We start from the raw sequence: 24,867 nt of genomic DNA, 5'->3' as shown, positions 1-24,867 counted from the left end.
CTAATAAATATATGATACTGTTTAAATTTTCGCAATATATTTATTGATAAAATTTTCTGAAATAAATATTTTTCTTTCATTTGGCTATGCTATACATGTGTATTTTCTTTGTTTAAATGCACTTTTCCTTTTTATAATCTGACGAAACTGGAGGAATATATATGGCAAAACTTAAGAAAAACCCTTCAAAGGCTGGAATTAGTGCAGCTAGTGTAACTGGAAACGCAGGTCCACATAATCAAGGTGTTGAAAAAGGACGCCAAGGTAATAACCAACAATATAAGAAGCATAATATGGGCGAAAAATAACGCTATATTTTTGGGCAGAGAACGTGGCATAATGATTAATGGCTGCTTTTTCTGCCCAATTTATTTGTACATATGGAAAACAAAAGAGGGAACGATGATGAAACGAACAATAGTTATGATTGTAATGATTGCTACACTATTTACAGGAATGATTTTCTTCTCTTATGCACAAAGGCAACAAGCTGTAAGAGCTGATCAACCTAATATTACTGGGCAATATGGAGTTACAATCGATGCAAAAACAGGTGAAATTTTGTATGGGAAACGCGAAGACGAACGTTCTTATCCGGCTAGTATAGCCAAAATGATGACAACCCTTCTTTTACTAGAGAATGTAAAAGAAGATGAAGAAATTACGGTTACAGAAAATGCAATTAAAACAGAAAGTCAAAGCAAGAAAATTAAACTTCGTGCTGGAGAAAAATTAAAGCGTGATGAGGCATTAAAACTTATGCTTATCATTAGTGCAGATCCAATAGCTGAATCAATTGCAGAACATATCGCAGGATCAAAAAATGAATTTGTGAAAATGATGAATGCTAGAGCAAAGGAACTTGGTACAAAGCATGCAACTTTCAAGAACGCAAGTGGTGCTGATGCAATTGGGAATAAAGTATCACCATATGACATTGCTATTATTACGAAAGAAGCATTAAAGTATCCAGTTGTTTTAGAATATATGAATTCAACACGTACAACTCTACATACTTCAGAACGCTCTCCAAACATCGCAAACTATGGACGAGAAGAACTATATGACGATCCATATGCGATTGGAAGTAAAAGCGGTCTATCAGCACTCGGCAAATATACAGTCGTAACAGTGGATGAAAAAGACGGTAAACGCGTCATTAACGTCGTATTATCTTCTACTCGCGCGCAACTATATCCTGATACGAAAAAAATGGCGCATTACGCATTTCAGCAATTAAAATAACCAAGGAGTATTTTCTCCTTGGTTATTTTTTAACCATACCTTTTAATACGAACGCAACGTTTGCTGGACGCTCTGCTAGACGACGCATGAAGTAGCCATACCAGTCGTTTCCATAAGGTACGTAAACACGCATTTTGTAACCTTCTTTTACTAGCTCAAGTTGACGCTCATTACGAATACCATATAACATTTGGAATTCAAATTGATCCCTTGGAATGTTGTGTTCTTCGGCAAGTTTTTTTGTATATTCAATAATCGCTTCGTCATGTGAAGCAATTGCAGTATAATTCCCATTTAATAAGTGCATTTTAATAATTTTTTTATAATTGTCATCTACATCTTTCTTGTCCGGGAACGCCACTTCTTCAGGTTCTTTATAAGCCCCTTTTACAAGACGTAAATTAGGATTATAAGCGTTTAAGTCTTCAATATCTTTTTCTGTACGATATAGGTAAGCTTGAATAACAGTACCAATATTATCGTATTCAGATTTTAATTGTTTAAAGATATCAATTGTTTTCCCGCAGCGTGTATAGTCTTCCATATCAATTGTAACGAACACACCATTTTCTTTTGCAGCTTCTAAAATACGGCGCATATTGTTCATTACGATTTCATCAGAGATATCTAATCCCATAGAAGTCATCTTTAAAGAAAGCTGCGAATCAAGACCTTCTCTTCCAATTGCACGGATCGCTTCAATCGATTGGTTAGCCATTTCATTTGCTTCCGCTTCATTATCAACGAATTCACCTAAATAATCGATTGTTACACAAAGTCCTTGCTTATTTAATGCCTGAATGGCAGCTGTCGCTAATTCAATCGTCTCCCCTGCGACGAAGCGACCTGCACCAAAGCGTAAACCGTACTTTTTAGCCAGTTTTGTTAGCGCTTTATTTTTAGATAAGAAAAGAAACGAATTTCGCATTAATTGTTCCATGTAATTCACCCCTATGACTGTAATTTATCTGTTTTTTACCCCTCTTCAAAATTATATCATTGTTTAAAATTATTGGATACAAATAATTATTTAGATAATTTATAAAATACTATAAAAACATTTAAAAACCTATATTCTCGCATGTAAATATGAAGGGAATATTTTTCGACATTTAGAAAAAACGGGTTTACTAGGGCAAAAATAGGCATACCGAAAATATTCGACATGCCTATAAAACCCTTAATATTCCATGTAAATTATATAAGGATATTAATAAAGAAAACTTGAGGTAACATTCACCTCAAGTTTTCTCACTGCTCATTTCGCTTCTCTTCATTCAGCCTTTTAATATCCGTAATTAACTGCACCATCTCTTCTTTCGCATCTGGATATGTCTCATTCCAATGCTTCACTAAAGCTGGCATCGTCTTCGCTATGTAAGAATAAAGTGCCCACTTCTGCACCTGCTCTTTTCTCTCTTCATCGCTCTCTCCAAGTAATAATTCCGTGTATTTCTCTAACAACCCGTCAAATTGTTCATTAAACTTTTCACTCATTTTATTTACCTCCTATATGAAAAAAGCAGCGAAAATCGCTGCTTTTTCTTATAATTTTGATCGAACAGAGTTTAATTTTTTCTCCATTGTGCTTACTTTATCACGACGATCATCAATACGAATTGTTGTTGCAACACGCTGTGCACCTTTCGTATAAGGCACTTCATGCATTTGTTGAATTACTTCTAGAATGACAGGAAGATCTCCTTCAATAATTGTATTCATCGGTGTTAATTGATACTTCACGCGATCCGCATTTTTCTCTAGCACCTTTTGTACTTCTGCTACATATTCACTAACACTTGGATTACCTGTTCCTACTGGAATAATCGATACATCAACAATTGCCATAGTAGTCTTCCTCCTATAATCGTTTCTTATATATCCATTGTCTATTTTACCGAAATCCTCATCATTTTACTAATATGTTACTCTTCCACTTTAAACTGCTCGACTAATCTTTCTAAATCTCTCATATGTTCTGTCAAACTTTCCATCGTGTGAGCTACCTTTTCTAAATGATTCACCTGTGATTCCGTTGCAGCATGTACCTCTTCGGAAACAGCTGCACTTTCTTGACTCGTACCAGCAATTGTGTGCATTACCGCTGTAATTTCTCCTTGCTCGTAACCTATGTTATGTACCTCTTCTACAATTTTTTCAACTGAAGTACTAATCGTATTTACAACTGACATAATTGTGCGGAACTCCATTTCTGCCTCTGTCGTCACTTTATTTTGCACATCTGCAATGTCTTTCAATTTACTTACAACTTCTACAACTCTTTTTACTTCTACTTGCACATCACCAATCATCGTTGTGATTTCTCCGGTAGCCTCTTTTGATTGTTCCGCTAATTTCCGAACCTCTTCAGCAACAACCGCAAATCCCTTACCTTGTTCACCTGCACGGGCAGCTTCAATCGAAGCATTTAAAGCAAGTAAATTTGTTTGATCCGAAATGCCTTTTATAAGCTCAACAACATTTTGAATCGATCCAACTCTTTGTTCTAACTTATCCGATGCTTCTTCTGTATGAACAACAATCGAAGATGATTGTCCCCTCGTACGGATTAAATTCCTCATTGTATTTAATCCTTGCTTAGATGCCTCTTCCGCTTTGCCAGCCACTCCTTTTATTTCACCAACGGAGCTATTCATTTGTTCCACTGACTCCGCCATATTCTCGAGCTGAGCTGAAACTTCATCCACACTATTCGCAAGAGTAGAAGCTCCTCCGCTCACATCATCCATCGCTCCTGAAACTTCTCTACTAGCCGCTACTGTTTCGTTCGTTAAATAATGTAAACTATTCGTTGATTGTTGCACCGTTGATACGCTGTTTTTAATTTTACTTACCATTTCATTCATTTGTTCAACCATATCATTAAAGTGCTTAGCCAACTCTCCAACTTCATCTTTACTTGTCACTTTCATTCGCAGCGTTAAATCGCCTTCTGCTACTTTTTGAACGTGATTCTTTAATAGTTGCAGTGGTCTTGCTAATCTTCTTGAGAACAAGTAGGAAGCTACGATTCCAACTAATAAACTAATACATGCCATTATAATAACTGTATTTCTCGTACTATTTAATAGCCCATCGATCGTTTCTTTCGGATAAAAGATTCCTATCGTCCATTTCATCGTATCAAATGATTGACTATAAACAACTACATCTTCACCTTTTATTGTAGTGACCGCATATTTTGTTACCTCTTTATTTAAACTCTTTATAAGTGGCTCTTTAGAAACATCTTTCCCTATCTTTTCTGGATAAACAAGAGCCATATTTTTATCATTTATAATAAACATTTCTCCGTCATTATTGTATTGAATATTGTGAAGCAACTTCTGAATCGTCCCAAGCGATACATCCATCGCAACAACGCCTAATACAGACCCATCTTGAGCTGTAATTGCTTTAGAAACACCTACACTTAACTTGCCTGTTGCAATTTCATAAGAAGGTTGTCCCCAATGGACCTTTTTTACATCAGCCTCTGAATCTTTATACCATGGTCTTGTCGTTGGATCGTATCCTTCTGGCACTTGCCCACCTTCAGCAAGATTGGCACTTAATGTTTTTTTATCTTTCGTACCAATATATAAATCTAAAATACCAGGATGATTCTTTTTATACTCCGCAAACTCTTTCGTTAAAAACGCTTCCTCTTCCGGAGTAACCCCACCTTGAAGCATATTACGAATCATCTCACTGTTCGCGTAATACCCCATATCTTCATCCGTTCTTTGAACAAATGTCGTAAGTTGCTCTGTCACAAGATCCATCGCATTTTGAGAATACTCGTCTAAGGAACGCACTTCCTTTTCTTTCTGTAATTGATACACAGCTGTACCCAATATTACGAACATCATAGAAATAAGTACCGAAAACACTACCGCAATTTTTAAACGTAAACTTCTTAACATTTTCCCCCAAGCATCCCCTTCGTATTAAATTAAAATCTTATTAATCATTATATTAAGTATAATAGATAAAATTAAAAAATTGAAATTAATTCTCACCTTAATACAATTAGAAAACGGACTACCACTTGTGCAAAAACAAATAGTTCATTATCCTTAAAATATAATCTCATTCGTTCGGAGGGAACTATGTTACAAAAATTCGGTTTCTCACAATATGAAAGCCAAGCTTATGAAGTTGTCGTATCAAGCAATGAACCATTAGATGCTACAACAATTGTGAAGCATTCAGGTGTTCCAAAAGCAAAAATATATGAAGTACTAGCACGCCTAATCGATAAAGGAATGGTAATGGATTCTGTTTCAGAAAAGAAAAAATTGTATACAGCATTACCACTAAAGCTAGCAATTGAAAAATTAACGACAGAATTCCAATCAAATATTAAAGAACTGGAAACAAATATATCAAAAAAATCATTTACAGATGACCGTGTGTGGAGCTTAAAAATGCAATCTTCTATTCGAGTTCAAAGTAAAGAACTCATTGAAAGTGCACAAGAATCAATCCGTATTTCAGCTTGGAATGATACTCTTTTAGAATATCTCCCTTTACTAGAACAAAAAGCAAAACAAGGTGTTCAAATTGAATCCCTTATTGTTGGAGAAGTAGAAACAGACTTAGAAAACATGCATTTTCTAATCCCAGCTGAAGAACCTAATGCATTAGAGCGCTACTTGCTACTCATCGTTGACGATCGTGAAATTTTATTTGCTGGCGTAGAACAAGAGTCATGGCAAGCGATGAAAACAATGTCACAACCTTTCGTAAAGTTCTTTACAGAATTTTTCTATCACGACGTTGCACTTGCAAAGATCACCCAGAAGCACCACGATCTCTTTATGGAAGATGAGGAAATTAAGAGTTTGTTAATGAAATTAAGATACTAATTAAATAATAAAAAGGAGTCTAGTTTTTCACTTAGACTCCTTTTTATTTTGTTCCTTTATCTCCATCAACAGCTCAATGATTTTCTCATTTTGCTCTACCTGTTTCTCAGAATTTTTATAGATGAAACGGACCCATCTAAGTGCAAGAATAATAAGAAACAAAGGGAGCATTGAAATTAGAAGACCAATAATTGAAAAATTCGTATACATATACCTCACCTCGCTATATACCCTTTTCTCCATTTACCTACTAAAACCTGCAATTTTTTACAAATAAAAAAGAACCTATCAAACGATAGATTCTTCTTTCACGAACTGAGTAGAGCGTCCTCTCGTAATCGAGAAAATCGCGCAAAGCAGTGCTAATATAATAAAGCCACCGCCTACCCAAGCATTATATATAACAGATGATTTTTCAATAACAACTCCGCCTACTGTTGAACCGAGTGCAATTCCTAAATGAAGCGCAGAGTTATTTAAACCTTGCTGAATACCAGCTGATTCCGGTGCAATTTCAATTAAATAATTTTGCTGTGCTGGTGAAATCGCCCAGCTCAGCATACTCCAAAGTCCCATCATAATGATGAAGAGCGGGAATGAGAATGTCATTAATGGCAACATGAAGATTGCACATGCAAATACGATAATAATCGAGATAATACTTTTCTTCGATCCCCATTTATCAGCAAGCCATCCACCGAATCCGCCGCCGATTACTGCTGCGATTCCGAAAATAAAGTAAAACACACTAATCCAGTTTGCTTCAACATGCATGACATCTTTTAAAAACGGTGTTAAATATGCATACAATGTTAAATGCCCCGTTAAAAACAAAAATGATGTTAACTGTGCACTTACAATTTTTTTATCTTTTAAAGTAGCAAGTTGTTCTTTTATTGATAATACCGATGTCGGTGGTACTTTCGTTAAGAACAATGAAATACAAGCTATTGCCATAACTGTTAATACAGAAATCAATACAAATGGTGCACGCCATCCGTATGCATTTCCGAGTACAAGACCAAGCGGTACTCCAAGTACAAGTGATCCACTAATTCCCATAAAAATGATTCCAATTGCACGCGCACGAAAATGCGGTTCTACTACACTAGACGCAAGTGTTACCGATAGTGCAATAATTAATGAACCACTCGCCGCACAAATAACCCTTGAGAACATTAGCATTCCATAATTCACACTAAATGCGGAAATAATATTTCCGATTAAGAAAATCGATAGTGCTCCAACATACAATGTTTTTCTTTCAAACTTCCCTGTCACAGCTAATAAAACTGGACCTGACAAAGCAAATACTACCGAAAATATTGTTATAAGCTGACCAGCTGCGCTAATAGATACTCCTAAATCATTGGCAACTAAATCGAGCGTTCCTCCTATAATTAACTCAACCGTTCCGACTACGAAAGCCGCGATAGCTAAAATATAAACACGAAAATTCAAGTCTTTCCCCACGCTTTCTATTTTGGTTACTACGACTATAGTAACCAAAATAGAAAGTGGACGCAAGTATAATTTTTTTACAGTAAAAAAGGTAGGCGTATTATACGCCTACCCTTCCATCATTCTGTTTCTTTCTTCTTATTTAAATACCAATACACCGGAAGTCCCGTAAAGACAATTCCAATTGATAAGAAACAACTTACCGGATCATTGATAATTGCACTACCAATTACAAAGAGCGAACCTAAAATCGCTATGATTGGTACGATTGGGAATAACGGCACACTATATGCACGCTCTTTATTCTTATTACGTTTTCTTAAAATGAAGACACCAATAAACGTCATTACATAGAAAATATAAATAATGAATACGGAAATCTCAGATAGCTTATTTGGATCACTAATAATCATTAAAATAATCCCTAAAATGATTTCAACAGTAATCGCATTTGCTGGTGTTTTAAATCTCGGACTTTCCTTTGCAATAAACTTAGAAAATGGAAGTTGTCCACGTTCCGCCATAGACATTGGAATACGTGGGAATGTTAAAATCTTTCCATTTAAACAGCCGAAAATAGAAACGATAATACCGATACTAATAATTTTCCCGCCATATTCTCCAAGTAACATACCCGCAGCTGTCGCTGTCGCATTTTCTCCAAGGTCTACAATTTTCGCTGCTGGTAATACATTTAATAACGCCAAGTTAATTAATACGTATGCAGCTGTTACAATTAAAATCCCAACTGTCATTGCTTTCGGTAATAACTTTGTTGGATTCTTCATTTCTCCGCCAATCGAAGCAAGTAAAATCCATCCGTCATAAGCAAATAACGTTGCTAAAATTGCCATACCGATACTTTGATTTTCTGATATCGGCACAACTACGTTAAAGATATCGCTATTCCCTTTCCAGAAACCTAACACGACAATTAATACAATCGGAATCATTTTCCCAATTGTCGTGATTGTTTGAACGATACCTCCGTATTTTGTTCCCATACTATTTACAAAGCCAAGGAACACAACTGTTCCGATTGCGATTGGTAAGTTCCATACTTTATCTAAATAGAAAAAATTAATCATTAAAGAACTAAAGTATAAACCTAATGTTCCGATAATAGCTGGTCCATAAACAATTGTTTGCATCCAGCCTGATAAATATCCCCAAAAACTTCCGTAAATCTCCTCTAAATACGTATACAACCCACCATTTTTCGGGATTTGCGCTCCAATTTCAGCTACTGTTAAACCACTCGCTAACGTCAACAGACCACCAATTACCCAAGCAAGAATGGCCATATTAGAACTCCCCGAGTAATCTAATACGCTCCCTGGTTTCATAAACACACCAGATCCAATAATCGTTCCTACTACGATAGAAAGTGCTACTGTTAAACCAATTTTGTTCTTCTCATCATGATGCATGCTGCGTATCCTCCTTCCAATCCTAGTGTGATGCAAAAATGAAATAAAAAAACACTCCTCCCTAAAAAAGGGACGAGTGTTGTATTCGTGGTTCCACCCTTGTTTCAATTCGTAAAGTAACATACTTCACCAATTTCTCAAGTCTAAATAACGGTTTTTGCCGGCAAGCAATTACTAGATGTTCGTTCACTGCTGCAGTTCAGAGGTGGTAATCCATTTTTCCGTATTAGGAAGCTCACAGCCAAAGGCTTCCCTCTCTGAGAATCGTAAAAAATTGATCGTGTCCTCATCATCACTTCTTGATGTCGAATTTTGTAGTTATTGTTCATTATATTGAATTGTTAGAAAAAATCAATATTTTTTTATATAACATAGGAAATATTTCTCTTCTTATATTATAACAGAAGATACAAAACTTCTCTAATTCCCTAAAAATGGTATAATTCATTTAGGAGGTGTACCAATAATGATCGCTGTCTTTTTTATCATCGCTACGTTTCTCTCTGTTCTATTCGCTATCATGTATCGAAACAAGTATCCTGGTTATAGCATTTTAGCGGTAGCTATTATACCAGCTGTTTCCTTCTACGTATTGGGTAAATATCAATATACGGAAGTGTTTATCGGTTTTGCAATCTTCTACTGCGTCTTCGGATACATACTAACAATAAAAAGAATTTCAATGCCTCATTAAAAGGGACCGATTTCTACTTATAGAAATCGGCCCTTGCACGTACCTTCCGGTTGCCCACACGAAAGATACGACTTCATTCAATTATTTATCTTCTTTTTTCATAAAAAACTTATGGTGCGGTAAATCAACATTCAATGCCTCTAATTGTTTCTTTTCATTGTCTAAAATCGCTTTTGCTTTTATTTTTGTTGCTTCATCTAATCCCGCAAAGATATCTTCACGCTTCTCTTTCTCTGGAAGTTTCACACCTAATTTTGTTAATTCTTCTTTTGCTTGCTCATGCGTTAATTTTCCAGATTTCTTTTGCTCTAAAATTGACTTTGCTTTCTCTTTTGCCTGTTCATCTAAGTTAGCAAACATGTCTCCATGTTTATCTTTCTCCGGCATTTTCACGCCTAGCTTTGTTAATTCCTCTTTTGCTTGCTCATGCGTTAATTTTCCAGATTTCTTTTGCTCTAAAATCGACTTCGCTTTCTCCTTCGCCTGTTCATCTAAGTTAGCAAACATGTCTCCACGCTTACCTTTCTCAGGCATTTTCACGCCTAACTTTGTTAATTCCTCTTTTGCTTGTTCATGTGTTAGTTTTCCAGATTTTTCTTGTTCTAAAATTGACTTCGCTTTTTCTTTCGCCTGTTCATCTAATCCTGCAAACATGTCTTTACGCTTCTCTTTCTCTGGAAGCTTTACACCTAGTTTCTCTAACTGTTTCTTTGTATCGTCCATAATTGTTTTTACTTTTTGTTTTGTAGCGTCATCCAAATCCTTTTTCGCCGTTTTTGCAGGCTGATCCACTGCTGGAGTATTCGTTGCCGCGAATGCCGGAATGCCGACTCCTCCAATGATTCCGAATGATAACGCACCTGCAATCGCTAAATACCCAACTGTTTTCTTCTTCATAGGAAATTTCCTCCTTCATATTTCTAATGCATGTACACTTTCGTATACAATGCCTATAGTAATGTCGGTTTCTTAACATTTCCTTAACGACTTAACAAAAAAACACCGCTCGTAATGAGCGGTGTTTCTCTATGCTTTTTGTAATTGTAACTCTTCACGTTCCATTATTTTTCTTAATACAATTGTTTGTGTCATTGTAAATAAGTTACCTGTTATCCAGTACAACACAAGTCCTGATGGCGCCGCAAACCCCATAAATAGAATCATTGCCGGCATCATAATTTGCTGCATCTTTAGCATCTGTACTTGTTCTCCAGGTGTAATATTCGATTGGAAAACTTTCATCTGAATAAATGTCGTTAACGCTGCAATAATCGGTAATATATGATATGGATCTGCATGTCCTAGGTTCACCCATAAAAACGAAGATGTGCGAATCTCTTCCGTTCTGCTAATCGCATAATACAAAGCAGAGAAAATCGGCATTTGTATTAATAATGGCCAGCAACCAGCAAGTGGATTCCAACCGCCTGATTTCATTAGTTCTGACATTTCTTTTTGATACTGCTTTTGTTTTTCAAGGTCTTTGCTTACATCACCGTACTTTTTCTTTAACTTCTGCAATTCAGGTTGCATTTTCTTCATTTTCGCTTGGCTGCGATATTGCGAAACAGCTAATGGAATCATTGCTGAACGAATAACGAGCGTCATAATAATGATAGCAATCCCAAAGCTAGCTCCAGGTATATGATGAGCGACAAATTGAATCATAAACGAGATTGGATATACAAAATAATGATCCCAAATCCCAGTACTATGTGCATCAATTGGGGCTGCATTACTGCAACCAGATAAAACAAAAACAAATAATAATGATAAACTAACGAGCACAGCTCGGTATGATTTTAACATGTTCATTCCTCCAATGTTTCGTAATTATTTAGCGAAACATTGGTGTATACGGACCGACCTCGTCATTCTCTTCACTTGATTCTTGTCTGCGTACAGAACGAATCATTCCATATTTATAAAAAATAGAAAATAGCGGTACATTTCCCGCACTATCTTCACATGTATCAACTAGCGCAAAAGCTCTTTGTCTACCGCTTGATGCTTGTTGACGCACAAAGCGAGAAACATTAGCAAGGAAGAAAACTTCTAATAAACAAAGTGCCGTCGTTACAAACGATATATATAGAATTGCATCCTGCAATAAAAATTCCATCGCTTCACATCCTTAATAAGGTCATTTTAGCACATTAGGCAAACATTCTCTATTTCCTTTTATTTTCAAAAAAAGTATTTTGCATATTTTCTCAAGAAAATAATAATTAAGAAACGTTGTATTCGCTTTCTTTAGTATATTCACACACATCAATGAATAGGCTTGATTTATTAGAAATTTATAAAATTTTTGCATTATAATAAAACTATTGCCAGTTTTTGAAAAAACCTTTATTCTCTTCTTGTAATCAAAAATGAATATGGAGATGAAACATACTATGGGTCAACTAGGAGACGCCGATTACGTTCCCGACACCGCCTTTTTATCCTTCCCAGCAGCTAAAACATTTCACTTAGAATTTATGATACAGTTGGTTGTTATTTTTATAGCTTCTATTTTGTATGCAATTTCTATGAATATGTTTTTTATCCCGCATAACATGATTAGCGGTGGATTCGCTGGTGTAGGGATGATTATCGGTTATTTAATGCACTACAATATCGGTGCACTTATCTTTTTACTAAACATTCCTCTTCTTATTTTAAGTCACTTTTACTTAGGCAAGAAGACAACCTTTTTAACAGCTTACTTTGTAGCTGTATCGTCGTTAGCGATGAACATTATCCCTGTACACCAGGTTTCAGACGATATTTTACTATCTTCTGTATTCGGTGGTGTAATCTGCGGAGCAGCTTCCGGAATCATATTCCGATTTGCTTCTTCAACAGGTGGCTTTGATGTTGTTGGATTGATTGTAGCGAAACATCGAGATATTTCAATTGGAGCAATCATCTTTGTATTCAACTTAGTCTTACTTGTTGCAGCAGGTTTTATTTTCGGATGGGATATTACACTTTATACGTTAATTAGCCGGTTTGTAGTCAGCAAAGTTATCGATGCTGTGCATACGAAACATATTAAATTAACGATAATGACAGTTACAGAAAAAGGTGAGGAAATAAAAAGCGCACTACTACATCACGGCATACGCGGGGTGACAATGGTAGACGCTGTCGGCGGCTATACAAACCATAAGAAAAAAATGATTTACACTGTCGTGACTCGCTATGAGTTAGGCGAAATGAAACGTATTATCCGTCAAGTGGATAACAAAGCATTTATGAACATTACTGAAACAGTTGAAATTGTCGGCCGTTTCAAACGCATATAAAAAAGGTTAATAAATTAAAGGGCATAACATATTAGTCATATATAATATGTTATGCCCTTTGTTATTCAACTCACGTACCTTTTAGCATAATAAAATCACTAAGTTTATTACTACAAATCGGAGGATAGCATCCCATATACAATACTATCTGTCCATTCATCTTTATTCCAAAAATCTTGTATGAAATGGGCTTCCTTTCTCATGCCTATTCGTTCACACAATTTTTGTGAAGCTGTATTACGTGCATCAAGATTAGCCTGTATACGATGTACATTAAATTCATTAAATAATTTCAATACCAAACTACTTACTGCTTCTGTCGCCAAACCTCTCCCAGCTACTTCATTTGAAAAACTATAACCAATCTCAACAGTGTCTTTCATATTTGTGTACCATACGGATAAATCACCAACTACTTTAGTTTTGTATATAACTGCCAAACTTAATATTGATTCTTTAGTAAGTACATTATTTGCTAACTTCTTATTAAATCTTTTCTGCATGTCTTCATGAGTCCACTTATTATGTAATAGGAACTTACATGTATCATCACTATTATAAATAACAAATACATCCTGTAAATCAGTACTCTTAAAAGGTCTAATTATTAATCTTTCTGTTGTGAACTCCAAGTTAGCTCTCCTCCCTTACATTCATACTATAAAACATTTTTTATAGTATTTAAGCCTCCTTCTTAGATCTCACCTTGATTACATATTTCATCATAATAAATTAAAATCCTTCTTCCACTAAACTGCACCGTTAATGGTATTTCCTTGCGCTTTTTATTTTTTACACTTATTACAAAATCAGATAATTCTATTATTATGTCTCTAAATGTGTTATAATGAAAGCAGACTCACAAAAAAAGAGTATATAGACTTGGAAGTTTCTCTTATTTTACAAGCAAAAAGAAACGAGCAGTCGGGTATATTTCAGACACCATACACGTAACGGTTTAAACAACCGATCATCTTAGTTACTCTTCAATGATCTTTTTATAAAAAGATACGTACAATTAAAACTCACTTCAATATACTATACCTACCTTTTTGACTTCCAAATCATCTTATTACATAAGGAGATGAACATATGAATCAATATATACGATATACAATAGCTGTCCTGTTTGCTATTATCGGCGGAACAATCTGCTTCTGGACAAACACACAGCTTGGAGAGAATATCATTTTTAATGGAATCGAAACACTTGTAAGCGCTTCAATTTTAGGCGGATACATTTACTTCCTCTTTAATCCAGAAGAAAATGCTCAAAAAACAATGTTATTAACAATGATCGGAATCGTTGGTGGATGTATTTCCTACTCAATGACAAACTATACATTACCACTTCAATTAAGCTCAGCTTTCTTCCACGGTCTATGGACTTGGTTCATTGCATTCTGCCTAGCAGACGTATTCAACCTATTACAAGACAATGAAGAAGATAGCGGTCGCCAAATTGAAAGTAACTCTTAAGCTGGAAGATACTCTTCCAGCTTTTTTATGTTGGTTTGCATATCCCCGCATCACGATAAAAAGAAGTTACCCTCACGGCAACTTCTTTTCCACATACCCCACTTCGTATTCACTAAAATATATCAACGATTTTTCAAATATATCGATCGTTTCTCCACTTATATCAACGATTTTTTCATTATATCAACGATTCGACGTAGGATATCGATTTACCGACATCCTTCGACACTCAAAACGCACAACATACCCTATCCCCCAAGCAACTTACTGCCGAACTCTACGATTAAAAAGATAATTAATAGGATCGCGAGTATCTTTAATGCTACATATGCCACTTTAAAAACAACATAAATGAGCAAGACTATCAAAATAATTGATAAAATTTCCATATTTACTTCCTCCAAGCTTTGCTCTTCTTATCTCATTTTACTCGCCCTAGGCTGTTTATGGAACGGCATAAGATGACATATAAAAAAGAGGATACCTCACCCATCGTAAGATACCCTCTCTTTCAGCTGCTTAAACCATTCTCTTTCTAATTGTAAATATCCCATTTCACTCTTCTCGGCGCTCTTTAATTCTTGATCAGCTTTCTTCATATAAGTACGGGACGCTTCCATATTGCCCTCTACATATTTAATAATTCCTTGTGTACGGTAATATCCACTTAGGTCCATTTTTGTAATAGCCTTTGCATGTTCCTTTGCTTCTTGCAACGAAAGACTATCCATCTGATAAAGAGCTTTATATAAAAGGTACCAACTATGAAAACTACTAACGAAAAACTTATTTTCTTTCGTTACAGGTAGTTGAACAATTCGTTCTATATACGGTATCGCTCTTTCCATTCCCTCTTGATCTGCACGAGCAAAAAAGACGAGCATAAGTCTACTCATTATCTCTCTTATCCCTTTATTCTCTTTTATTTTCTCCTCACTCAATTCTACTAATCTTTCATCCCAATCTTTCGGTCTTTTATAACTAAATAACTCACTCGATATTTGAATCTCATATAAGTGATTTCTAGCTCTTTCATCATCTTTAATTAAAATAAGAAATTGCATCCCATCACTCATAAGCATTCCTTTTATTGGCACAATTGTAACCGCAAAGATTGCAAAATGGAAAAAGGAAAAATATAAAAGATATTGATAATAACTCACCATGTATATGTAACCGGAAGTAATACCAAATAGTAAACTCGTAATCGGTCCACCTAAAGTGAGCCACGCCCACTTTTTCGAAAGATTCGGTGTCTCTATAGAAGGTGGTACTAGTGTTGCAACGCCTCCAAAGTACGCCCATAATTTATTTTCTCGAATACGTAATTTTCCCTTTTCTTTTTGAATAGTAATGGGTCCTACTGTCATAAATTTAAATGTTAAACCACCTATTACACCAAATACTACATGTCCTAGCTCATGAATGGCTAACACTAACAATGAAATTCCAACTATTGCCCATAGGTTCAAAATTACTTCTAATTTCCCAGTTCGGATTACTCCGTATAAAATGGACAGAATTAGCGCCACTGTCATTGAGCCAGCTGGCCTTCTTAAAATATCCACCTTTTTCTCCCCTTAATAAATCATTTTTCTCTGCATTTCGTACATGAACTTCCCGAGATGCAATATCCAAATAAATGAGATTAAACCAATTAACACAAAATCGATATCACTAGCAGCTGTATATATAACGGCAGCCCACCATACATATGCCAATATTGTATTCGTAAATTCATACGCTTTATATCCAGCCTCATGCACAATGTGCTTTAATCCTTCATCTGCATTTTTCGTCCACATTTTCATAGATTCCATATACGTTACACCTTGTTCAGGATATAGCTTGTTATAACGATTTTTTGTTATGAGTCCGATAATTACTACAGTAGTTAAACAAAGAATAGAAACTACTAAATTCCACACCGCAAATGAAACATTTGTATCCTGCAACAATGCACGTCTACATGTAATAACTGCATATACAAACCATGCCTGCGTAACTATATCACCTACACGTAAATATATACTTATAATGCCTAATTTCCTACCTTGTACGCTCTCTTCTTCATCGCGTGCCTCTGCTAACATACGTGTATTCTTCCAAGTATAGTACATCATTAAGATTCCAAAAATAGTACATATACCTATAAATGTATTAGATGATAATTTTCTCGGTTCATCCGAGAGTAAATTTAAAGCTATATAAGACGTTAAAAAGCCACCCATCATACTTACTGCTATTTTCCCCACAGAATCAAATTGTTTTTTTCGCTTACTCTTCATCGTCCTCTTCCTCCTCTACTAACGTAAATATTTCCTCCACTGGTACATTGAAAATTTGTGCGATTTTTAACGACAATACAATAGATGGTGCATAATCCCCACGTTCAATTAAACTAATCGTTTGCCGTGATGATCCAATCACTTTTCCTAAATCCCCTTGTGATAAACGATGCTTTGCTCGCAATTCCCTCACTCGATTTTGAAGCTTCATGTCTTCCCTCTTTTTCATTTATTTAATTAAAATTGTAAATAATATCCTTATTTTTGTCAATTATAATTGTCATTACGACTATAATAATTGACAAGATACTTATTTCTTATCCTGTATCAAATTCCTATAAAGAATGTAAAATGTACATTAAACATAGTCTTAACAATAAAATAAAAAAGGCAGTGCTTTTGCACTGCCTTCCTAAATTCTGACATAGAATGGATTTCATATTAGCTTGCGTTTTGTAGTAATACTCGTTTTAACTGCTTACGGAAACGAATACCTAACGTAACCGCTACAATCACAATAACTCCAAAAATGATTTTACCGATATGACCTTCTAGCACTCCAAAGATATCATGTAAGTTTCCACCTAACCAGTAACCACCGATTAAGAAGAATGATACCCAAAATAGAGCGCCTGAATAAATTGTAATGGCAAAACGACGGAATGGTAAATTAATAATTCCTGCAAAGTATCCTGTGAAATGACGTACACCAGGAATAAAGAAACCAATAAAAATTAAGAAGTACCCATACTTATCAAACCACATTCTCGTTAAGTCAATTTTTCTTTGTGTTAAAAATACGTATTTCCCATACTTTTGAATGAAAGGCATACCTAATTTATTTCCTAAAAAGTATTGAATCGTCATTCCTACACTTGTCCCAATAAAGGATAGAATGATTAAAATCGGTAAACTTAAATCACCCTTATGTGCTAAAAATCCCGCATATGCTAACGTTGGCTCTCCCGGAAACGGAAGTGCAATATATTCTAATAGCAAACCTACAAGTACAACATAGTACCCGTATTGCTGAAATAATTCATGAATCCATTCCATGTCATCTCTCCTTTCAATCACGTACAACTTCTTACTATTATTGTATAAAAAAATTGTCGAAATAACTATCACAATAGCTTACATTTTTATTACATTTTTGTAAGGGTCACACTAATGATTTCCGTTCTTTATTAAGTAGCTAAAAGCATTTTTTAAGTCGAAATAACAAAAAGACGCATTAATAATATGCAAATTTTATCCATTTTTTAACACTGAAAAACCTTTCTTATTTTGTTCTCAATAAAAAACCACCACAAACTCATGCTAACTTCATATTAGCTTCATATACGTATTGTAAGATTATATCGGAATTTGTTGAAAAATTTAACCAATATATGACTAAGCATTAATTTGAATAAATATAAGTCGTTTTTCGAAATTGAAAAAAGGGTGAATACGAAATGGAAGCATATAAAATGCACGATTTTATTAATACAAATGTTGAATCTCATCAAAATGAAACCGTTTTTAATTTACAAATATGTGAAACAAGTGAATTTGACGTAAGTTTAACAAAATCTACAACACTATCTTTTATCGTTTCAAAAAAGAATATTAAAATTGTCACGAAAAAATGGACTAACTCAAACCAAGAAAGCATGATTGGCAAAAGCTACATCATTCCAACGAAAGCTTTTCACTATTTCTTACCAATTATTTCTGAAAATGAAGATGAGCTAAATATTCAAGTTCAAAGTTTTGGACTACGTGGCGAGCTTTTATTAAACGAAAGATTACTTATTGATAAAAACAACAAACACAACAGCAAAATCACTACATTCTTTGAAACATTAGATGAAAATGTAAATAAAGCATTACGAGGATTACAACTTCATTGTATGTAAGACTATTACGATCGTAAAAGGAGAATAACAATGAAAAAATTATTATTAAGCGCACTATTATCATTAGGATTTTTAACTCTTCCATTCGCTAGCGCAGAGGCCGCTACAACGAAAGATCAATTAATCGTAGACACTCAGTTAAATAAAATGGATTATTATCAGGATGGAAAATTTATAAAAAGTTTTACTGTCGCTACTGGAAAAGCTGCAACGCCTACACCTAAAGGCACCTTTCAAATCGTAAATAAAATTAAAAACCGCCCTTATTATACAGGCAAAATTAAAGGCGGCGATCCACGTAATCCACTTGGTGACCGTTGGCTTGGATTAAATATGGCAGGAACTTACGGAACAACTTATGCGATTCACGGAACTAACAATAATCAAGCAATCGGCAAATGGACAACACTTGGTTGTATTCGTATGTATAATAATGATATACACTGGTTATTTGAGCGCGTTCAGCAGCAAGCTACTGTCACTGTAAAATAGCCTAAAAACAAGATTTATGTGTAGCCAAGAATTTTATGTCTTGGCTTATTTTATTTATTCATTTACAGTAGCAAAACAACTGTATTTACATATATAATAGGAATAGATTTGATTAGCTAATATCCAAACATTGATAAACGTAGATATTAAAATTATACAGTTATAATGTTTTATAAATTTTATAATACATACTATAATAGAACTACTGTAATTCTGAACTAATCAGTAACACTAAACTATTCCCCTTGCTACTTTTATTATTATTTTATAGCGGGGGCTTATTATATGTATAAACAATCTGAGTCACTCGAAAAATGATGAATTCGAATATTGCAGTAAAAAGCGTTATTTAGGAGGTGTTACTATGACGCATATACTGGTGATTGAAGACAACCCAGATATACAAGAACTTATTCGTGAATTTCTAATGGCACAAAACTTTACTGTTGATGTAGTTGGTGCTGGAACAGAAGGTATTCTTCTTTTCCAAAAAAATTCATACGATCTTGTCCTCCTCGATGTAATGTTACCAGATATAGATGGCTATAGTATTTGTAAAATTATGCGAGGACAATCTGATGTACCAATCATTATGTTAACTGGCTTACATAATGAAGAAAGTGAAATTAAAGGATTTGAGTTAGGTATTGATGACTATATTACGAAACCGTTCCATTACACCGTATTTATTAAGCGTGTAGAGGCTGTATTAAGAAGGGCAGCAACGAAGGAAGCAGAAGCTGCAACTATACTACAATTCCATGAATTGATGTTAAATTCTACAGCATATGCAGCTTATGTTCATGGTAATCAAATTGAGTTGACAACAAAAGAATTTGAAATTATTTATACTTTACTGCAAAATCGAGGAAAAGTATTATCAAGAAGTGATTTGTTGAATAAGGTATGGGGCTATGAACATTATGGTGATGTAAGAGTTATAGATACACATATTAAAAACTTAAGAAAAAAATTAGGAATTCCTTATATTAAAACGGTGAAAGGCATTGGCTACAAAATCGAATCGTAGCAAAGACAACATCACCAAAAATATTTTCATCAAAACCTTATTATTTTGTATTCTTTTATCACTTTGTCTTTATCAAATCATTTACTTTCTAGCTTCAAACTACGATAAAGAACGTTTTGTGAAAGAAAATGGAACGCCGACTACAGAACAGGCGGATTCAGATAAGCAAAACGATCAAAGTAAAACGAATCAAAATAAAGCTGTGTCAGAGGGAAACATTTCTAATTTCCAATCTTCTATTGTAGATTATAAATCTCTTTCTACAGCTATCAATCACCTTTTGCAGCCTAGCCAAACTGCAAAGGCAAAAGAACATACACAAAACCTTTCGGGGGAAAATAGCACTTCTAATCAGCTTACAGAAGCAGAAAAGAAAGCCGCTAATAATGATGCCTTACATACACAAAATGCAGCAAGTAAAACAAATGATACAAATGATAATCCAAAGTTAGCAGATGCGTTGCAGCAGTTAGCTCCACAGGTTGGCGCGACAATGCTTGCATTATCTCTACTCGGATCTTTAATGTACGCAAAACTAATTGCTAAACCTTTTCAATATATGAGCGATGCTTTAAAAGATATTATGAATCTTGATTTCTCAGATAAAAAGCTACTTAACAAAAATACAGATCAAACAGATTTTAATTTGTCAGTAGCTGCTTCACAAGTACCAAATATTGTGAAGAATTTACATGAAAGCAATCAAGATTTAAGAAATGAGCTCAAGAAAGAACAACAATTAGAACAATCTCGTAAAGAATTTATGTCTATGGTATCCCATGAATTAAAAACACCAATCGCAGCCGTCATGGGACAACTAGATGGCATGATTCACGGAATTGGAGCTTATAAAGATAGAGATAAGTATTTGAAACGTTCCTACGAGATGATGCAAGACATTAACATATTAACGGAAAAAATGTCGGAATTATCCAAAATACAAAACCCTCAATTTAAACCGAATTTAGAAGTCATTTCTTTATCTAATATTATTGAGGATGTTATGAAGAAAGTAGATTACTTTGTATCTGTAAAACAATTAAATGTACAATCTAATATTAAACACGACGTACAAATTTTAGCTGATCCTAAATTTATTCAAACTGCTATTTTTAACATTATTTCAAATGCAATTCATTATACAATTGACCATCAACACGTATATATAAAGCTTTATGAAAAACCAAACGGTTACGCATTAGAAGTATTGAATACAGGTTCACAAATTGATGAAGATAAACTTGCTCATTTATTTGAGCCTTTCTATCGCGCAAACCCTGATAAACACGGTTTAGTACAAGGTAGTGGTCTTGGATTATATATCGTGAAACAAATATTAGATAAACATCAGTTTCCTTACGGGATACAAAACACAGCTCAAGGTGTAAAATGCTCCATTGTATTCCCAAAAGCAATGTAACATTCACTATAATTACATACCCCAAACTCATACTTCATGTGTGAGTGGCGGAATTTTGTAGAGTGTCTTACTCTGTTTCGTTCGCCCGTTATCCTTATTTGGATAGCGGGCGTTTTTTATTACTTAAAAGGAGGATTTTTTATGGATAAGTTTAAATATTCATTGCTCGTTTTATTCGGTGCTTGCAGCTACGGCATACTTTCAACTATTTTCAAACTCGGATTCATAAATGGATTTTCAGCACATCAACTATTAGGGGGACAATATGTCTTCGGATGGATTGGACTATTTCTACTCGTTCTTTTCTTTTCACGTCATAAGGTAACAAAAAAACAATTCTTTTCATTACTAACCGTCGGAACAACAATGAGTATGACTGGGATTTTCTACGCTATTTCTGTAGAAGAACTACCCGCATCTATCGCTGTCGTCCTACTCTTTCAGTTCACTTGGATTGGTGTCATTATCGAAGCGATTGCAAATCGAACCTTTCCAAGCCGCGATAAGATCATATCTATCCTTATTTTATTTGCTGGTACATTGTTTGCAGGTGGTGTATTTGAAGGCCTCGGACAAAGTTTTTCTACGAAAGGGATTATCTTTGGACTATTAGCTGCAGTCTCTTTTTCATTCTATGTTTTTGCAAGCGGACGCGTTGCTACAGATGTTCCGCCTTATACGAAAAGCTTTCTCATGACAACAAGTGCGACTCTTATCGTATGTCTATTCTTCCCACCAACCTTTTTAACAGATGGTGCCCTGCAAGCCGGTCTATGGAAATATGCTTTCTTCCTCGGATTATTCGGCGTTGTTGTACCTGTCATTTGTTTTTCAATTGGCGTACCGAAAGTAGGAACCGGACTTGGTACAATACTAGGTGCAGCTGAATTACCAACTGCTATTATCGCTTCTATTACACTTGTACATGAAGTCGTAACATTCATGCAGTGGATTGGTATTATTTTTATATTGGTTGGGATTTTCACTCCTCAGCTGCTTACAGCTAGGAAAGAAAGGAAACACAATCGCGTGCATAGCGCTTGAAAAAATACAGAATTTATATAAAAGATATAACTGCAATTAAAATAAGTAAATTTATCTGGAGGTATAAATGACTATTTTAAGCATCGTATTTTTTGCTATTATGTGTATCTTCTTCCTAATAAGATATATGAAAGAAAAGAAATTTCACGATTTACTTCTCATTCCCGTTTGTATATATGCAGGAGCAGTGAAAACTCCTTTCGTAGAATACTTAAACTTTAATACTACATTTAAAATAACGTATGATATCGCAGCTATTATTCTTGTAATCCTTGCCGTACTTTTCTTTTTGAAAGATAAGAAAGAGAATCATACTGCATAACAAAAGACCTTTCATTTACTTGAAAGGTCTTTTTCTATATTTCACTTTACCGCTCCATATAGCTTCCCTACCTCATGCTCAATTTGTTTTACATCGATTCGCTCAAATAGTGGCTGCACGCTATCAATTCTACTTGGCAACGTATTTTGCGGTTCCCAATTTCGTTTAATAATCGACAATGTGCTTCTAACTCTTTCACTTGAAAATGGTAAAAACGGTTCAAGGAGATTTGCAAAATTAGCGATCAGATACACACAGTTATAAATCGTTTCTTCACACGAAACTGGATCATCTTCTCTTTGTTTCCAAGGCTGCTTTTCATCAAAATATTTATTTGCAAAACGTACTGCATCAAATATTGTCTCTAACGCCACCTTAAATTTAGTTTGCTCAATCGCCTCTCCTACATTTTTATATAATCCTTCTACTTTATCTTTCAGCTCTATATCAATAGTCCCCTTTGGTACAGTGCCATCATAATATTTTTCAATAAACTTTAATGTGCGGTTCACGAAGTTTCCATATGCTCCTAACAATTCACTATTATGACTGTAAATAAATTCACGCCATGAAAAATCAGTGTCACGATTTTCTGGTGCATTTACTGTTAAGAAGTAACGGATAGAATCTGGATCATAGCGTTCTAATATGTCAGGTACCCATACTGCCCAGTTTTTACTTGTAGATAATTTTCTTTTTTCAACTGTTAAATATTCATTCGAAACGATATGACGTGGGATTGCTTCTTCCCCTATTCCAAGTAATACCGCTGGCCAAATGACGGAGTGAAATGGAATATTATCCTTGCCGTGTACATAATATGTTTGCGCATCGCTATTCCAAAACTCTTGATCATCTTTTCCTGTTTCTTCAGCCCAATGTTTACTCGCTGAATAATATCCTGCCACTGCTTCAATCCATACGTGAATTTTTTTATCTTCATACCCTTTCACTGGAATTGATACCCCGATTGGTAAATCTCTTGATACAGCCCTATCTTGTAACCCTTCCTTTACGTATCTTTCCGTTAATTGAATTGCATTATCACGCCATGTTCCTTTTTCTTTTGCGATTTCTACAACTTTTTTAATTTGCTCCTGAAATGTATGCAATGCAAAATAGAAATGCTCTGTTTCCTCTACAGATGGCGTACTACCACATAACTTACATTTCTTTTCTAACAAATCAAGAGGATCTAAAATAGCAGAACAAGCATCGCATTGATCTCCTCTTGCTGCTTCATGGCAATATGGACATATTCCTTCAACATAACGATCCGGTAAAAACTGCGTACACGTTTCACAATACGCTTGTTCCACTGTTTTTTTATAAATATAGCCTTCTTCTAATAAACGTAAAAAAACTTTTTGAACAGTTTCATGATGATGCTCGCTATCGGTACGTGTATAGCAATCATACGTAAAACCGAGATCACGAAAACATCGCTGAAATTCTTCATGATACTTATTAGCAATTTCTTTTGCTGTCACACCTTCTTGTTTTGCTCTAATTGCAATCGGTGTTCCATTGCAGTCACTCCCTGAAACATACAGCACATTCTCACCTTTTGCCCTGTAATAACGCGCTAAAATATCTCCAGGTAATAAACTCGCAATATGGCCAAGGTGTAACGAACCATTTGCATACGGCCAAGCGCCTCCAATAAAAATACTCATCTTATATTCCTCCTTTAAAATATAAAAAGCCCCGCCCCTATCTTAAAAAAGATAAGGGCGGGGCTGTATAAACAGTCGCGGTACCACCTTATTTCGCCAATCACTCACATAATTAGCCTTAACAAGTACGGAGCTCTATGCTCTTATACTGTGGTTTTGATAACGAGTACCAACTCTCGTCGCCGCCTACTATTATCATTTGATAAGTTCAGGACGAAGCT

Annotated in this window: 29 protein-coding genes, 1 pseudogene and 2 other annotated features (1 of these 32 cut by a window edge); of the genes and pseudogenes, 12 read left to right on the top strand and 18 right to left on the bottom strand. The window is 35.0% G+C overall.

Annotation, left to right across the window (positions count from 1 at the left end):
- Nucleotides 1–161 precede the first annotated feature (161 nt).
- Both CQ064_RS13455 and CQ064_RS13450 read left to right on the top strand, forming a co-directional pair.
- Nucleotides 162–308: a YuzL family protein gene (locus tag CQ064_RS13455; RefSeq protein WP_001096346.1), complete on the top strand. Its 147-nt coding sequence runs from the start codon at nucleotides 162–164 to the stop codon at nucleotides 306–308.
- A 97-nt stretch (nucleotides 309–405) separates the two neighbouring features.
- The gene (locus CQ064_RS13450) at nucleotides 406–1,245 is read left to right on the top strand and encodes a D-alanyl-D-alanine carboxypeptidase family protein (protein ID WP_000831465.1); all 840 of its coding nucleotides are present in this window, start codon (nucleotides 406–408) and stop codon (nucleotides 1,243–1,245) included.
- Nucleotides 1,246–1,267: 22 nt separating this feature from the next.
- Here the strand turns inward: CQ064_RS13450 and CQ064_RS13445 are convergent, their stop codons facing one another.
- The 5 genes and pseudogenes from CQ064_RS13445 to CQ064_RS34505 form a co-directional block, all read right to left on the bottom strand.
- Nucleotides 1,268–2,185, bottom strand: coding sequence for a proline dehydrogenase family protein (locus tag CQ064_RS13445; RefSeq protein WP_000436780.1), 918 nt, complete (start codon nucleotides 2,183–2,185; stop codon nucleotides 1,268–1,270).
- A gap of 311 nt (nucleotides 2,186–2,496) precedes the next feature.
- Nucleotides 2,497–2,742: a YusU family protein gene (locus CQ064_RS13440; RefSeq protein ID WP_001290585.1), complete on the bottom strand. Its 246-nt coding sequence runs from the start codon at nucleotides 2,740–2,742 to the stop codon at nucleotides 2,497–2,499.
- Nucleotides 2,743–2,790: 48 nt separating this feature from the next.
- On the bottom strand, nucleotides 2,791–3,093 hold the full coding sequence (locus CQ064_RS13435) for an MTH1187 family thiamine-binding protein (protein ID WP_001018860.1): 303 nt from the start codon (nucleotides 3,091–3,093) through the stop codon (nucleotides 2,791–2,793).
- Nucleotides 3,094–3,170: 77 nt separating this feature from the next.
- The gene (locus tag CQ064_RS34510) at nucleotides 3,171–3,995 is read right to left on the bottom strand and encodes a methyl-accepting chemotaxis protein (RefSeq protein ID WP_404978270.1); all 825 of its coding nucleotides are present in this window, start codon (nucleotides 3,993–3,995) and stop codon (nucleotides 3,171–3,173) included.
- 123 nt (nucleotides 3,996–4,118) lie between these two features.
- Nucleotides 4,119–5,114, bottom strand: a pseudogene (locus CQ064_RS34505) (cache domain-containing protein); the annotation flags it as partial.
- 243 nt (nucleotides 5,115–5,357) lie between these two features.
- Between CQ064_RS34505 and CQ064_RS13425 the strand changes: the two are divergent.
- Nucleotides 5,358–6,116, top strand: a complete 759-nt coding sequence (locus tag CQ064_RS13425) for a TrmB family transcriptional regulator (protein WP_000939481.1) — start codon at nucleotides 5,358–5,360, stop codon at nucleotides 6,114–6,116.
- 27 nt (nucleotides 6,117–6,143) lie between these two features.
- On the opposite strand, the gene CQ064_RS13420 is transcribed toward CQ064_RS13425, so the two are convergent.
- The 3 genes from CQ064_RS13420 to CQ064_RS13410 form a co-directional block, all read right to left on the bottom strand.
- Nucleotides 6,144–6,326, bottom strand: a complete 183-nt coding sequence (locus CQ064_RS13420) for a hypothetical protein (RefSeq protein WP_000288474.1) — start codon at nucleotides 6,324–6,326, stop codon at nucleotides 6,144–6,146.
- A 78-nt stretch (nucleotides 6,327–6,404) separates the two neighbouring features.
- Complete coding sequence (locus CQ064_RS13415; RefSeq protein WP_105559664.1) at nucleotides 6,405–7,643, bottom strand: MFS transporter; 1,239 nt, start codon at nucleotides 7,641–7,643, stop codon at nucleotides 6,405–6,407.
- 53 nt (nucleotides 7,644–7,696) lie between these two features.
- Entirely contained in the window at nucleotides 7,697–9,007 is a 1,311-nt protein-coding gene (locus CQ064_RS13410) for an APC family permease (RefSeq protein ID WP_000546307.1), read from the bottom strand.
- A 65-nt stretch (nucleotides 9,008–9,072) separates the two neighbouring features.
- Nucleotides 9,073–9,309, bottom strand: a binding site (T-box leader).
- A 164-nt stretch (nucleotides 9,310–9,473) separates the two neighbouring features.
- Between CQ064_RS13410 and CQ064_RS13405 the strand changes: the two genes are divergently transcribed.
- The gene (locus tag CQ064_RS13405) at nucleotides 9,474–9,701 is read left to right on the top strand and encodes a hypothetical protein (protein WP_000562249.1); all 228 of its coding nucleotides are present in this window, start codon (nucleotides 9,474–9,476) and stop codon (nucleotides 9,699–9,701) included.
- A gap of 81 nt (nucleotides 9,702–9,782) precedes the next feature.
- Here CQ064_RS13405 and CQ064_RS13400 read toward each other — a convergent pair whose 3' ends face one another.
- From CQ064_RS13400 to CQ064_RS13390, 3 genes are all read right to left on the bottom strand, one after another.
- A complete protein-coding gene (locus CQ064_RS13400) occupies nucleotides 9,783–10,598 on the bottom strand; it encodes a hypothetical protein (RefSeq protein ID WP_000730854.1) in 816 nt (271 codons plus the stop codon).
- A gap of 129 nt (nucleotides 10,599–10,727) precedes the next feature.
- The gene (gene yidC / locus CQ064_RS13395) at nucleotides 10,728–11,510 is read right to left on the bottom strand and encodes a membrane protein insertase YidC (RefSeq protein WP_000920524.1); all 783 of its coding nucleotides are present in this window, start codon (nucleotides 11,508–11,510) and stop codon (nucleotides 10,728–10,730) included.
- A 28-nt stretch (nucleotides 11,511–11,538) separates the two neighbouring features.
- A complete protein-coding gene (locus CQ064_RS13390; RefSeq protein ID WP_000394930.1) occupies nucleotides 11,539–11,823 on the bottom strand; it encodes a hypothetical protein in 285 nt (94 codons plus the stop codon).
- A gap of 277 nt (nucleotides 11,824–12,100) precedes the next feature.
- Between CQ064_RS13390 and CQ064_RS13385 the strand changes: the two genes are divergently transcribed.
- Nucleotides 12,101–12,994, top strand: a complete 894-nt coding sequence (locus tag CQ064_RS13385) for a YitT family protein (RefSeq protein ID WP_000530043.1) — start codon at nucleotides 12,101–12,103, stop codon at nucleotides 12,992–12,994.
- 110 nt (nucleotides 12,995–13,104) lie between these two features.
- Here the strand turns inward: CQ064_RS13385 and CQ064_RS13380 are convergent, their stop codons facing one another.
- The gene (locus tag CQ064_RS13380; protein ID WP_000397315.1) at nucleotides 13,105–13,626 is read right to left on the bottom strand and encodes a GNAT family N-acetyltransferase; all 522 of its coding nucleotides are present in this window, start codon (nucleotides 13,624–13,626) and stop codon (nucleotides 13,105–13,107) included.
- Nucleotides 13,627–14,086: 460 nt separating this feature from the next.
- Here CQ064_RS13380 and CQ064_RS13375 point away from each other — a divergent pair, with 460 nt between their 5' ends.
- Nucleotides 14,087–14,473, top strand: coding sequence for a DUF3938 domain-containing protein (locus CQ064_RS13375; RefSeq protein ID WP_001077773.1), 387 nt, complete (start codon nucleotides 14,087–14,089; stop codon nucleotides 14,471–14,473).
- 248 nt (nucleotides 14,474–14,721) lie between these two features.
- On the opposite strand, the gene CQ064_RS13365 is transcribed toward CQ064_RS13375, so the two are convergent.
- The 5 genes from CQ064_RS13365 to CQ064_RS13345 all read right to left on the bottom strand — a co-directional run bounded on the left by CQ064_RS13365 (nucleotide 14,722) and on the right by CQ064_RS13345 (nucleotide 17,817).
- Nucleotides 14,722–14,862, bottom strand: coding sequence for a DUF3985 family protein (locus CQ064_RS13365; RefSeq protein WP_000404758.1), 141 nt, complete (start codon nucleotides 14,860–14,862; stop codon nucleotides 14,722–14,724).
- A gap of 96 nt (nucleotides 14,863–14,958) precedes the next feature.
- A complete protein-coding gene (locus CQ064_RS13360) occupies nucleotides 14,959–16,011 on the bottom strand; it encodes a zinc metalloprotease (RefSeq protein WP_002083694.1) in 1,053 nt (350 codons plus the stop codon).
- 42 nt (nucleotides 16,012–16,053) lie between these two features.
- Nucleotides 16,054–16,761 (bottom strand): DUF3169 family protein, encoded by a 708-nt coding sequence (locus CQ064_RS13355; protein ID WP_000837722.1) that lies wholly within the window; start codon nucleotides 16,759–16,761, stop codon nucleotides 16,054–16,056.
- Complete coding sequence (locus tag CQ064_RS13350; protein WP_000776172.1) at nucleotides 16,751–16,972, bottom strand: helix-turn-helix transcriptional regulator; 222 nt, start codon at nucleotides 16,970–16,972, stop codon at nucleotides 16,751–16,753. The genes CQ064_RS13355 and CQ064_RS13350 overlap by 11 nt, the downstream gene beginning before the upstream one ends.
- A gap of 230 nt (nucleotides 16,973–17,202) precedes the next feature.
- Nucleotides 17,203–17,817 carry a DedA family protein gene (locus CQ064_RS13345; protein ID WP_000454754.1) on the bottom strand — a complete coding sequence of 205 codons (615 nt, stop codon included), beginning with the start codon at nucleotides 17,815–17,817 and terminating at the stop codon, nucleotides 17,203–17,205.
- A 401-nt stretch (nucleotides 17,818–18,218) separates the two neighbouring features.
- Here CQ064_RS13345 and CQ064_RS13340 point away from each other — a divergent pair, with 401 nt between their 5' ends.
- The 6 genes from CQ064_RS13340 (at nucleotide 18,219) to CQ064_RS13315 (ending at nucleotide 22,970) form a co-directional block, all read left to right on the top strand.
- Nucleotides 18,219–18,662 (top strand): DUF3978 family protein, encoded by a 444-nt coding sequence (locus tag CQ064_RS13340; protein ID WP_000388771.1) that lies wholly within the window; start codon nucleotides 18,219–18,221, stop codon nucleotides 18,660–18,662.
- 30 nt (nucleotides 18,663–18,692) lie between these two features.
- Nucleotides 18,693–19,154 (top strand): L,D-transpeptidase, encoded by a 462-nt coding sequence (locus CQ064_RS13335; RefSeq protein WP_000735058.1) that lies wholly within the window; start codon nucleotides 18,693–18,695, stop codon nucleotides 19,152–19,154.
- Between the two features lie 364 nt (nucleotides 19,155–19,518).
- Nucleotides 19,519–20,184, top strand: a complete 666-nt coding sequence (locus tag CQ064_RS13330; RefSeq protein WP_000148833.1) for a response regulator transcription factor — start codon at nucleotides 19,519–19,521, stop codon at nucleotides 20,182–20,184.
- Nucleotides 20,162–21,604 (top strand): sensor histidine kinase, encoded by a 1,443-nt coding sequence (locus tag CQ064_RS13325; RefSeq protein WP_000201967.1) that lies wholly within the window; start codon nucleotides 20,162–20,164, stop codon nucleotides 21,602–21,604. The genes CQ064_RS13330 and CQ064_RS13325 overlap by 23 nt, the downstream gene beginning before the upstream one ends.
- 141 nt (nucleotides 21,605–21,745) lie before the next feature.
- Nucleotides 21,746–22,648 (top strand): EamA family transporter, encoded by a 903-nt coding sequence (locus tag CQ064_RS13320; protein ID WP_000357148.1) that lies wholly within the window; start codon nucleotides 21,746–21,748, stop codon nucleotides 22,646–22,648.
- A gap of 67 nt (nucleotides 22,649–22,715) precedes the next feature.
- Nucleotides 22,716–22,970, top strand: coding sequence for a hypothetical protein (locus tag CQ064_RS13315; protein WP_000154128.1), 255 nt, complete (start codon nucleotides 22,716–22,718; stop codon nucleotides 22,968–22,970).
- A 41-nt stretch (nucleotides 22,971–23,011) separates the two neighbouring features.
- Here CQ064_RS13315 and metG read toward each other — a convergent pair whose 3' ends face one another.
- Entirely contained in the window at nucleotides 23,012–24,646 is a 1,635-nt protein-coding gene (gene metG, locus CQ064_RS13310; RefSeq protein ID WP_000021584.1) for a methionine--tRNA ligase, read from the bottom strand.
- A gap of 50 nt (nucleotides 24,647–24,696) precedes the next feature.
- Nucleotides 24,697–24,867, bottom strand: a binding site (T-box leader); it runs 100 nt beyond the window's last position.

Origin of the sequence: Bacillus sp. MYb78 (assembly GCF_002975115.1) — a bacterium.
Taxonomy (GTDB): domain Bacteria; phylum Bacillota; class Bacilli; order Bacillales; family Bacillaceae_G; genus Bacillus_A; species Bacillus_A cereus.
Note: the sequence above shows the minus strand (reverse complement) of the source record. Positions and strands in the feature narration are given on the sequence as shown.